The sequence below is a fragment of the Vibrio sp. CUB2 genome, from assembly GCF_001557945.1.
Taxonomy (GTDB): Bacteria; Pseudomonadota; Gammaproteobacteria; order Enterobacterales; family Vibrionaceae; genus Vibrio; species Vibrio owensii.
Map to the genome: position 1 here is coordinate 1 of NZ_LNRB01000002.1, position 11152 is coordinate 11152.

An 11152-nucleotide genomic window follows, 5' to 3' on the forward strand; every position below is an offset into this window, starting at 1 on the left:
ACATCTGACTTAACAAACCACCTGCATGCGCTTTACGCCCAGTAATTCCGATTAACGCTCGCACCCTCCGTATTACCGCGGCTGCTGGCACGGAGTTAGCCGGTGCTTCTTCTGTCGCTAACGTCAAATGATAGTGCTATTAACACTACCACCTTCCTCACGACTGAAAGTGCTTTACAACCCGAAGGCCTTCTTCACACACGCGGCATGGCTGCATCAGGCTTGCGCCCATTGTGCAATATTCCCCACTGCTGCCTCCCGTAGGAGTCTGGACCGTGTCTCAGTTCCAGTGTGGCTGATCATCCTCTCAGACCAGCTAGGGATCGTCGCCTTGGTGAGCCATTACCTCACCAACTAGCTAATCCCACCTAGGCATATCCTGACGCGAGAGGCCCGAAGGTCCCCCTCTTTGGCCCGTAGGCATTATGCGGTATTAGCCATCGTTTCCAATGGTTATCCCCCACATCAGGGCAATTTCCTAGGCATTACTCACCCGTCCGCCGCTCGACGCCGTTATCGTCCCCCGAAGGTTCAGATAACTCGTTTCCGCTCGACTTGCATGTGTTAGGCCTGCCGCCAGCGTTCAATCTGAGCCATGATCAAACTCTTCAATTTAAGATTTTGTTCGGCTCAATGAATACTGAACATTACATAAGTAATGTTTGAATTGACTGTGCTGAGTCTTTCGACTCAATGGTCACTTCGTTTCATTGAAACCTAATTTGATACCGAAGTATCTAATTGGATTATCATCAACGAGTGCCCACACAGATTGATAGGTTCTTATTTTTAAAGAGCTCACTCTGAAGTTCTCTTCAAAGTGGACGGCCATTTTAGCGAGATAACTTATCGTGTCAAACACTTTTTTAAGTTATTTCTCTGTGAGTTACTTTCTAACTCACTGACCTTGTTATCTCGACTTCGCTTTGTTTGCTTTCCCGTGACAACGGAGGCGCATTATAGGGAGTTCGTTTAGGAACACAACCCTATTTTTCAAAAAAACTTATCTTTTTGGTTCGTTCGTATAGAAAACAATCAAAACCCGATAAAAGTGCATCAAAAAGGGGGCTACCGCCCCCTAAACCTTGAACTTCGTCTCACTTTTCACTGCATTAGTGAAATTACTGGTGAGCAATAATTTGGTCATTGTTCACAATCAGCTGTACTTTCTTATCTGGTAATATTTGACCAGATAAGATTGATTTCGCTAGTGGGTTTTCGACATTTTGTTGAATGGCTCGTTTTAAAGGACGCGCACCATAGACAGGATCGAAACCAACTTGAGCAATCAAATCGAGTGCTTTCTCGGACACCTCTAACTGGTAGCCTTTTTCTTCTAGGCGTTTCGCTAGACGATCTAGCTGAATAGAAGCAATCGACTTAATGTGCTCTTGACCAAGAGGATGGAAGACCACGCTTTCATCAACACGGTTTAAAAACTCTGGGCGGAAGTGTTTACTGACCACATCCATCACTTCATTCTTAATACCTTGGTAATCCAGAGTAGCAAAGTTCTCTTGGATGCGAGCTGAACCTAAGTTCGATGTCATGATCACTACAGTATTACGGAAATCAACCGTTCTACCCTGACCATCAGTTAGTCGACCATCATCCAATACTTGCAGCAGAATATTGAACACATCTGGATGTGCCTTCTCTACTTCATCTAATAGGATGACAGAATAAGGTTTACGGCGAACCGCTTCTGTTAGATAACCACCCTCTTCATAACCAACGTAACCCGGAGGCGCACCAACTAGTCTTGCCACAGAGTGTTTCTCCATGAACTCTGACATGTCGATGCGTACCATTGCGTCTTCGCTATCGAACATAAAGCTCGCGAGTGTCTTACACAATTCCGTTTTACCCACACCTGTTGGACCTAAGAATAAGAAGGAACCAATCGGTTTGTTCGGATCCGATAAGCCAGCTCGGCTACGACGAATTGCATTTGATACCACTTCAACCGCTTCCGCCTGACCAATCACGCGTTTGTGCAGTACCTCTTCCATGCGGAGCAGTTTTTCTTTTTCTGCTTCGAGCATTTTAGAAACGGGGATACCCGTTTGCTTAGAGAGTACCTCTGCGATCTCATTGTCCGTCACCTTGTTACGCAGCAGCGTCATCTCTTGCATTTCAGCTTGAGTAGCAAGATCGAGCTGTTTTTCAAGCTCAGGAATACGGCCATATTGCAGTTCCGACATGCGGTTTAGATCACCGGCTCGGCGTGCAAAGTCCATATCCATTCGGGCTTGCTCTAACTCACTTTTAATATGTTGAGTGCCAGATAGTGCTGCTTTTTCTGCATTCCACACTTCTTCCAGCTCTGCATATTCACGTTCTTTCTCGTTCAACTCGTCGTTAAGCACGTCCAAGCGTTTTTCACTTGCTTCATCATGCTCGTTACTCAGTGCTTGCTGTTCGATCTTAAGTTGGATGATTTTACGTTCGAGTTTATCTAGAGATTCTGGCTTAGAGTCGATCTGTAGACGAATACTAGAAGCGGCTTCATCAATAAGGTCGATTGCTTTATCAGGCAATTGACGATCCGAAACATAGCGATGCGACAAACTTGCGGCAGCCACGATCGCTGGATCGGTAATCTCTACATGATGGTGAAGCTCATAACGCTCTTTCAAACCACGAAGAATGGCAATCGTGTCTTCAACCGTTGGTTCATCCACCAGCACTTTTTGGAAACGACGCTCAAGTGCCGCATCTTTCTCTATATATTGGCGGTATTCATCCAATGTAGTCGCGCCAACACAGTGGAGCTCACCACGAGCCAATGCTGGTTTTAGCATGTTACCGGCATCCATTGAGCCTTCGCCCTTACCCGCGCCAACCATGGTATGAAGCTCATCAATAAACAGAATGACGTTGCCTTCTTCTTTGGCTAGCTCATTCAATACCGACTTCAAACGCTCTTCAAATTCACCACGGTATTTTGCACCTGCAACAAGCGCGCCCATATCTAACGAAAGTACGCGGCGGCCACGTAGCCCCTCTGGTACTTCATTATTAATGATGCGCTGAGCCAAACCTTCTACGATTGCGGTTTTACCCACACCTGGTTCACCAATGATCACAGGGTTGTTTTTAGTACGGCGCTGCAATACTTGGATGGTGCGGCGGATTTCATCATCACGGCCGATAACCGGATCCAACTTACCCTGCTCTGCGCGTTCGGTAAGGTCTATAGTGAACTTTTCCAATGCTTGGCGTAGTTCTTCCGCGTTCGGGTCATTAACCTTTTGACCACCTCTGATCTTTTCGATCGCTTGGCTAACTTTTTGCTCGGTCAAGCCCATCTCTTTTAGTAGCTGACCAAGTGGGCCACGGTCTTCTAATGCTGCAAGCAAAAAGACTTCGGAAGAGATGTAGGAGTCCTGACGCTTTTGAGCCACTTTGTCGCACAAATTGAAAAGTGTACCCATAGAGCTAGACAGCTGAACATCACCGCCGATGCCACTGACTTTAGGCAGTCGGTCTAACATTTCGCTCAATTTAGAGCGTAGATGAGTTACGTCGACATCTAACATGGTTAGTAGTGGACGAATTGGGCTACCGTTCTGATCGAGCAATGCCACCATTAGGTGCACTGGTTCGATATATTGATGATCGCGCCCTAACGCTAGTGACTGAGCATCAGAGATAGCGATTTGAAACTTACTTGTGAATCTATCAAGACGCATATCTTTCTTCCTAACCTCAACTTAAGGAAATTCTTTTGACAGTTAGAAAGATGGATACGCAGAGAAGGAATTTCAAGGGAGTGAATTAATAAAGATAGCTTTGCAAAAATGAAGCTATGCATCTCAACACTTTTGCGTTGTAGTGATCAGTCCTCAATCCAAATAAAAGTAGCTTGTCGACCTGTCACACCATCACGGCGGTAGGAATAAAAGTCATTTTTATCTTGGAAAGTACACAGGCCAGAGTCAAATACTTGAGTGACACCAAGTTTGTTGAGACGTTGAGTTGCAAGCTTAGACATATCCGCCAGCCACTTCCCTTCAATATCACGAGGAGTAAAGGCTTGGTGAGCCTGTGAATCAAAATCCACAAAGGCTTGCAGGACATCTTCACCGACTTCAAATGCTTGAGGGCCAATTGCAGGACCAAGCCACGCCATTACCTCACCAGAAAACAACTCTAGTGCATTTTCAACGATACCATTTGCTAAGCCGCGCCAACCAGCATGAACAGCCGCTACTTGGGTACCTTGCGTATTGGTTAATAGAACAGGCAAACAATCCGCTGTCATGGCCGAACAAACAACCTGACTTGAAGAGGTAAATACACCATCCGCATTCAGCACTTGCTTTGTGGGAGCGCTTGCTTGAGCTACCACAGTAGAATGGGTTTGGTTCAACCAGATTGGCACACTAGGCATCTTTGCTTGTTGCGCCAACCAGTCACGGTTCTTTTCTACGATGGACAAGTCATCCCCAACATGCGCACCCAAATTTAGCCCTTGATAAGGCGTCGTCGAAAAGCCATCGACTCTGGTAGAGGCGAAGGCTTTTACGTTTTTTGGTGCTGGCCAGTTAGGAATAATTGTCTTCATATTAGAACTCGTCAGGTAGACCGAACTCTTCTGTATCTTTACGCAGCGCTTCTGTCATTTCTACCATGTCGTCAGGTACAGGAGCGTGGAACTCTAGCTCTTCACCAGTAACAGGGTGTTCAAAACGAAGCATTACCGCGTGCAGAGCTTGGCGGTCAAAGCCACGGATCATTTCCGTTAGCTCTTGTGATGCGCCAGTTGGGATACGAGCACGACCACCGTAAGCAGTATCACCCAATAGTGGATGCTGTAGGTAAGACATGTGTACACGGATTTGGTGTGTACGGCCCGTTTCTAGACGCAAGCGAATACGTGTATGCTCACGGAAATGTTCTGCCACACGGTAGTGAGTAACAGCATGTTTACCCATTGGGGCAACCGCCATTAGCGTACGTTTAGTAGAGTGACGACCAATTGGTTTATCTACTTTACCGCCCGCCGTCATACGACCGATTGCAATCGCTTCATACTCACGAGTGATGTTACGTTTTTGCAGAGCGCGTACTAGACGAGTTTGTGCTGGTACGGTTTTCGCTACCACCATTAGGCCTGTTGTATCTTTATCTAGACGATGCACAATACCTGCGCGAGGTACTTCGGCGATGTCTGGGTAATGATGCAACAATGCATTTAGTACAGTGCCATCTGGCGTACCCGCACCTGGGTGTACTACAAAATCACGAGGCTTGTTGATTACGATGATGTCTTCATCTTCGTAGACGATATCGAGAGGGATATCTTGTGCTTCCCAGCGTTCTTCATCTTCCAGCTCGGCTTGCAAGGTAATTTCCTCGCCACCCATTACTTTGGTGCGAGGTTTAGTGACAACTTCACCATTCACTTGTACTTTCCCTGCAAGCAACCACTCTTTCAAGCGAGAGCGAGAGAAGTCCGCGAATAATTCGGCGATAGCTTGGTCTAAACGTTGACCTAATTGGCTATCTTTTACGGTGTTGGTTAAAACAATCTGCTGAGCCATATCGAACTTTTTTAAAAACTGTGAGACTAATGCTCACGACTGTGGAAAAATAGACTATTACGTCATTGTATCTGTTACTGGAAAGAAAGTAACGGCAGCTTAAGAAATATTTAGATTCAAGGAACAGACTCCTGATATGAAACATCAGACTTTAACAGGCCTTTTAGCGGTATCCCTTCTGTTTGGCTGTGCAAGCAAAGAAGAAATCGTTCCTGATGTGCCACCTTCTGAACTGTATGCAGACGCGCAAACTTCTCTGCAAAGCGGTAACTGGCTTTCTGCCATCGAGAAATTAGAAGCTTTGGATTCGCGTTACCCGTTTGGTGCCTACTCTGAGCAGGTACAACTTGACCTTATCTACGCGTACTACAAAAACGATGACCTAGCACTAGGTCTGGCAACGATCTCTCGCTTTATGCGTTTGAACCCAACTCACGAAAAAATGGACTGGGTTTTATACATGCGCGGTTTGAGCCACATGGCACAAGACCGTAACTTCATGCATGACCTGTTCAACGTAGACCGTAGTGACCGTGACCCAGAGCCAGTAAAGAAAGCATTTGATGATTTCAAAAAGCTGCTCGATCGTTACCCGAATAGCCCTTATGCGGAAGACTCGCAAAAACGCATGGTGGCATTGAAGAACCGCCTTGCTGATTACGATCTTGCAACCGCAGACTTCTACTTACGTCGTGAAGCATGGATTGCAGCAATCAACCGTGCGCAAGAGCTACAAAAAGCGTTTCCTGATACAGAAGCCGCTCGTAAGTCACTTGAGATTCAGCTAGAAGCTTACAAACAGTTGAAACTGGATGATTCAGTTGCCAGAACTGAAGAGCTAATAAAGCTCAACCCAGTCAAATAATCTTAAGCCGCCACAGTCCCACACTGTGGCGGTTTTGTTTTATTCCGCATTAATTTTTGTTTTATCCTTTCTCGTTATCACATTCACCTCCTTGATGATTTTTTAAGCGACACATATGCTTAAAGTTCTCCTTCACCATCAACATGGATGTGAACGTGACACTATCAAAGTTATGGACGGGACTGTTGATCCTACTCTCCGCGTCGAGTTTTGCTCTCGAGCTATCTCCTCTTAGACAACCGCCTTACACGGGCGATCTCGATGTCATCAAAGAGAAAAACGTCTTGCGCGTATTGGTATCTGCCGATTTGGGTTTCTATTACATAGAGGGAGGAGAACCAAAAGGGATTGGCGCCGAGTTGCTTGCGCATTTTGAGAGAGATTTACGCAAACTCAAACCTAAGATCAATATTCAAATCATTCCTGTATCTCGTGATGAGCTGCTTCCCTCCCTTGAACAAGGGTTAGGAGATTTGGTTGTTGCGAATCTCACCATTACCGACGCACGTAAGAAGTTGGTTGATTTTAGTGCCCCTGCCATCACGGGCATTGAAGAATGGGTAATCACTAATAAGAAAACACCAGTGATGACCAAGCTTGATCAGCTAAGCGGCAAAGAAATATGGGTACGTGCCAGTTCAAGTTACTTCGAGAGCATTCAGGCATTAAACAAACAACTTAATAAGAAAGGCTTACCACCTGTTGTTGTGCATTTCATAGAAGAAACACTACAAGACTACGAATTGGTAGGAATGCTCAACAATGGCTATGTCAAAGCTATCGTTCTTGATAGCCACAAAGCCAAGTTGTGGATGAGCTTTATGGACGATATCCGTGCTCATACCAAAATCCCAATCCGCAAAGGCGGTGAGATCGCCTGGGCAATGCGTCACGACAGCCCTGAGCTAATGAAAGTGGTGAACAAATTCATTCGCACAGCCAAATCTGGCACCTTACTTGGTAACGTCATTTACGGTAAATACATCGACAACACCAATTGGCTGAACAAGGCATTGAACCCGAAAAAGATTGCTCAGCTTGAAAAGCTCTCTGCTCTGTTTTCTAAATATGGGGAGAAGTACGACTTTGATTATCTGCTGATCGCTGCAGTGGCTTATCAAGAGTCGGGGTTCGATAACAACTTAGCGTCTAGCCGCGGCGCTGTCGGTATCATGCAAATCTTACCAAGCACTGCGAGTGACCCGAACGTAAACATAAAAAACATTCGTAACTTGGAAAACAATGTTCATGCAGGCGTGAAATACATGGCGTTCCTGCGCCGCTACTACTTCAGTGATGAGGCAATCAGCAAAGAGAACAAACTCTACTTAACACTCGCGGCATACAATGCCGGGCCAGGAAACGTTGAAAGAATGCGTAAGCGCGCGGCTCAACAAGGCTACGATCCCAATGTTTGGTTTAACAACGTTGAGGTGGTGACGCGTAGGAGCTTGGGGGAAACGGTGAGATATGTGACCAATGTGAATCGCTACTACGTGATCTACAAGCAACTAGAAAGCCTTGATCTCGCGAAAACACTGGATAACGTTTTACTTGTTCCAGACGATCCCGTTTTTATGACGCCGCTGAGAAGAGTCAGTCAAACCCCATAAACAGAGAAACTCTAAATAGAAAACCAAAAACGCCGCTCAACGAATTAAGCGGCGTTTTTGAATCTAACTTACTGTGCACTTTAAGAGTGATCTGATTCACATCTTTGTTCTGGTTAATTTTTAACTAACTAGAATTACAGGCCGTATAACTCCCCTAAAAACAGGTTAGTTTTCAGCTCAGTACTCTACCCAATCTAATGATTTCGAATCCGATAACAAGCAATTTTCACATAAATCTCAGCAGTTCTTGAGTGAGATCACATTCATTTTCCATCTCCAAAAAGCCGCCCAAAAAAGTGACCAAGATCACATTCTTTTATCCTCAAAGCGGTAATCTGAATTCAACCCATGAGGGATGAAACAGAGGAAAAACATTTATGACAATGAACATCACTGGTAAAAACATCGAAATCACCTCTGCAATCCGTGCTCATATTGAGAGCAAATTTAAAAAGCTGGAGAAATGGCAAGTAGACATCATTGGATGCCAAGCAACTTTCAGTGAGGAACCAAACAAACAGAAGAAATTCGAAGCCGTTATCAAAGTTCCTAAAGGCCAGCTAATCGCCTCAGCAACTCACGAAGATCTTTACGCAGCTATCAATGAAGTGGAGCAAAAACTAGAACGACAACTGAATAAGCTGACCCACAAACCTGAAGCTCGACGTGCGAATAAGCCTGAGCTAGTGGAAGAAGAAGAGTAAACCGTCCAGATTGAGGAAGTAGCGCCGAAAGGCGCTATTTTTTTGCTTGACGCTCCCCGCCTGCTTGCTTATTGTGTTTAAACACTCACAAATTAAGCACTATTTATGCATTCAACAAACCTGTTTCTTTTTGACTTCTTTTTCCTTCCATAGTTGGAGGGGCTAACTCGTTTGTGAAAGAAAAGTCAAAAACAAACAGAAAGCCTCCCAAATCGGGGGGCTTTTTTTATAAGGAAAGAATTGATGACTGACCAACCTATTTCCCTGGAAGAAATTCGTTTACGTTTGAATGAGCTGGATGACGAGCTGCTAAGCCTGTTGTCAGAACGCCGCAAGCTCAGTATTGAAGTCGCTAAAAGCAAAGTTCAAACGTCGAAACCTGTTCGTGATGCAGTCCGTGAACAACAACTTCTAGTAAAACTGATCACCAACGGCCGTGATAAATACGAACTCGACGCTCAGTACATCACCAAACTTTTCCATACCATCATTGAAGATTCTGTTCTTCTTCAACAAAGCTACTTGCAGAACCTGGTTAATCCACAGCAAAGTCGCAAGCCTCTTGCTCGCGTTGCTTTCCTTGGTGCAAAAGGCTCGTACTCTCATCTTGCGAGTCGTGAATACTTCAGCCGTAAGAATACAGAACTGATTGAACTCAACTGCGAACACTTCAAAGAAGTGACTCAGACGGTGGAATCTGGCCATGCAGACTACGGCGTACTTCCAATTGAAAACACTAGCTCTGGCTCGATCAACGAAGTTTACGACCTACTGCAACACACAACGCTGTATATTGTTGGTGAACTGACTCAACCAATTGAGCACTGCCTCGTCGCAACCAAAGACATTCGTCTTGAGAACATCAAAACACTTTACTCACATCCGCAACCACACCAGCAATGCAGCGAGTTCTTAAGCCGTATGAAAGGCGTGAAGCTAGAGTCCTGCGCAAGCACTGCAGATGCAATGCAAAAGGTACAAGAGCTTAACCGTGATGACGTTGCGGCAATTGGTAATGCTTCAAGCGGTAAGCTTTACGGCTTACAAGCCATTCAAGGCAATATCGCAAACCAAACAGAAAACCACACTCGCTTTATCGTTGTCGCACGTAAACCTGTAGAAGTATCGACACAAATTCCAGCGAAGACCACATTGATCATGTCTACATCACAGCAAGCTGGCTCTCTGGTTCAAACACTCTTGGTGCTTCAGCGTTACGACATCAACATGACCAAGCTAGAATCACGTCCAATTATGGGCAACCCATGGGAAGAGATGTTCTACGTAGACCTTGAATCTCACCTAGGTTCTAGCGAGATGCAGCAAGCGATTGATGAGCTAACCAAGATCACTAAGCACTTGAAAGTGTTAGGTTGTTACCCAAGCGAGAATGTAAAACCCACTCAAGTAAAACTGAGCTAAGGGATTATTGTAAGTAAAAAGAACATGGTAGGTAAAAAGATCATGGCAACCCAAAAAGTCGTTATCGCGTCCCTAAACCCGGCGAAAATCAAGGCTGTAGAGAGTGCTTTTCAAAGCGCTTTCTCTGAGCAAAGTTTTGAGTTTGTTGGTGTCAGTGTTCCAAGTGAAGTGGCAGACCAACCGATGTCGAATGATGAAACGCATCTTGGTGCATTGAACCGAGTTCGTAACGCCAAAACCGAAATGCCAAATGCGGATTTCTATGTCGGTTTAGAGGCTGGAATTGAAGGCAAAGTAACATTTGCTTGGATGGTGATTGAGTCTGACACGCATCGTGGGGAGTCTCGCTCTGCTAGCTTGATGCTACCACCAGAAGTGCTCCAAAAACTTAAACATGCCAATGAGCTTGGCGATGTGATGGATGAGGTATTTGGTACCGACAACATCAAACAGAAAGGTGGCGCAATTGGTCTACTGACTCAAAACCAACTGACGCGCAGTTCGGTCTATCATCAAGCGTTGATTCTGGCGTTGATTCCTTTTACCAACCCAGAACACTTCCCAGCGAATCTATAACTGCACGTGACTTATTACGAGCTTTAAAGCTCATAGCAGCGAATAGCACACATTAAAAAGGGCGGAGATTCCGCCCTTTTTGCTGCCTGTAACTCAGAGAGTTCAACTCAAAGATTATTGAGCCCCCTGCTCTAGCAACGTCTTGAGTTTGTCTTTGTCCGCATCAGATTTCGACTTTAACTCATTCGAACCACGAGTGATGGTGGCAATACCCACGCCAAGCATTTGACTGATTTGACGCTGAGACAGCTCACCTTTGAGTAACTCATTCAGAATGTTAACGCGTGCGGTGAGCGATTCTCTTTCATCCGGCGTCATTAACATGGTCAACAACATCTCGTGTTGCTGGTTATCCACGCTAGAACGGATCAGTTCGACAATCTGTTGCCAGTCTTTGTACTCAGGTTCGTGCGACATCAAGTT

General features: G+C 45.3%; 9 protein-coding genes, 1 rRNA gene and 1 other annotated feature. Of the genes, 5 read left to right on the forward strand and 5 right to left on the reverse strand.

The window, feature by feature from the left end:
* From ATB78_RS02370 to rluD, 4 genes are all read right to left on the reverse strand, one after another.
* Positions 1 to 615: ribosomal RNA gene (locus tag ATB78_RS02370) — 16S ribosomal RNA — on the reverse strand; the annotation flags it as partial.
* A gap of 506 nt (positions 616 to 1121) precedes the next feature.
* Positions 1122 to 3695 carry an ATP-dependent chaperone ClpB gene (clpB, locus tag ATB78_RS02375; protein ID WP_061007733.1) on the reverse strand — a complete coding sequence of 858 codons (2574 nt, stop codon included), beginning with the start codon at positions 3693 to 3695 and terminating at the stop codon, positions 1122 to 1124.
* 146 nt (positions 3696 to 3841) lie between these two features.
* On the reverse strand, positions 3842 to 4570 hold the full coding sequence (gene pgeF / locus ATB78_RS02380; RefSeq protein WP_061007734.1) for a peptidoglycan editing factor PgeF: 729 nt from the start codon (positions 4568 to 4570) through the stop codon (positions 3842 to 3844).
* 1 nt (position 4571) lies between these two features.
* Positions 4572 to 5549 carry a 23S rRNA pseudouridine(1911/1915/1917) synthase RluD gene (gene rluD, locus ATB78_RS02385; protein WP_005440614.1) on the reverse strand — a complete coding sequence of 326 codons (978 nt, stop codon included), beginning with the start codon at positions 5547 to 5549 and terminating at the stop codon, positions 4572 to 4574.
* 136 nt (positions 5550 to 5685) lie between these two features.
* On the opposite strand from rluD, the gene ATB78_RS02390 reads away from it, so the two are divergent.
* The 5 genes from ATB78_RS02390 to yjjX all read left to right on the forward strand — a co-directional run bounded on the left by ATB78_RS02390 (position 5686) and on the right by yjjX (position 10729).
* The gene (locus ATB78_RS02390; protein ID WP_054822973.1) at positions 5686 to 6414 is read left to right on the forward strand and encodes an outer membrane protein assembly factor BamD; all 729 of its coding nucleotides are present in this window, start codon (positions 5686 to 5688) and stop codon (positions 6412 to 6414) included.
* Between the two features lie 143 nt (positions 6415 to 6557).
* A complete protein-coding gene (locus ATB78_RS02395; RefSeq protein ID WP_061007735.1) occupies positions 6558 to 8027 on the forward strand; it encodes a lytic transglycosylase F in 1470 nt (489 codons plus the stop codon).
* Between the two features lie 377 nt (positions 8028 to 8404).
* Positions 8405 to 8731: a ribosome-associated translation inhibitor RaiA gene (gene raiA / locus ATB78_RS02400; protein ID WP_005447957.1), complete on the forward strand. Its 327-nt coding sequence runs from the start codon at positions 8405 to 8407 to the stop codon at positions 8729 to 8731.
* Between the two features lie 108 nt (positions 8732 to 8839).
* Positions 8840 to 8961: a sequence feature (Phe leader region), on the forward strand.
* A gap of 13 nt (positions 8962 to 8974) precedes the next feature.
* A complete protein-coding gene (gene pheA, locus ATB78_RS02405; protein ID WP_009707679.1) occupies positions 8975 to 10153 on the forward strand; it encodes a prephenate dehydratase in 1179 nt (392 codons plus the stop codon).
* Positions 10154 to 10195: 42 nt separating this feature from the next.
* Positions 10196 to 10729, forward strand: a complete 534-nt coding sequence (gene yjjX / locus ATB78_RS02410; protein ID WP_061007931.1) for an inosine/xanthosine triphosphatase — start codon at positions 10196 to 10198, stop codon at positions 10727 to 10729.
* Between the two features lie 114 nt (positions 10730 to 10843).
* Here yjjX and trpR read toward each other — a convergent pair whose 3' ends face one another.
* The gene (trpR, locus tag ATB78_RS02415; RefSeq protein WP_005440603.1) at positions 10844 to 11146 is read right to left on the reverse strand and encodes a trp operon repressor; all 303 of its coding nucleotides are present in this window, start codon (positions 11144 to 11146) and stop codon (positions 10844 to 10846) included.
* Positions 11147 to 11152: the final 6 nt, after the last annotated feature.

What these genes read in the sequence shown, in the direction of transcription:
- clpB (WP_061007733.1), bottom strand. Translation starts at nt 3,695, where the DNA reads ATGCGTCTTGATAGATTCACAAGTAAGTTTCAAATCGCTATCTCTGAT.
- pgeF (WP_061007734.1), bottom strand. Translation starts at nt 4,570, where the DNA reads ATGAAGACAATTATTCCTAACTGGCCAGCACCAAAAAACGTAAAAGCC.
- rluD (WP_005440614.1), bottom strand. Translation starts at nt 5,549, where the DNA reads ATGGCTCAGCAGATTGTTTTAACCAACACCGTAAAAGATAGCCAATTA.
- ATB78_RS02390 (WP_054822973.1), top strand. Translation starts at nt 5,686, where the DNA reads ATGAAACATCAGACTTTAACAGGCCTTTTAGCGGTATCCCTTCTGTTT.
- ATB78_RS02395 (WP_061007735.1), top strand. Translation starts at nt 6,558, where the DNA reads ATGGATGTGAACGTGACACTATCAAAGTTATGGACGGGACTGTTGATC.
- raiA (WP_005447957.1), top strand. Translation starts at nt 8,405, where the DNA reads ATGACAATGAACATCACTGGTAAAAACATCGAAATCACCTCTGCAATC.
- pheA (WP_009707679.1), top strand. Translation starts at nt 8,975, where the DNA reads ATGACTGACCAACCTATTTCCCTGGAAGAAATTCGTTTACGTTTGAAT.
- yjjX (WP_061007931.1), top strand. Translation starts at nt 10,196, where the DNA reads ATGGCAACCCAAAAAGTCGTTATCGCGTCCCTAAACCCGGCGAAAATC.
- trpR (WP_005440603.1), bottom strand. Translation starts at nt 11,146, where the DNA reads ATGTCGCACGAACCTGAGTACAAAGACTGGCAACAGATTGTCGAACTG.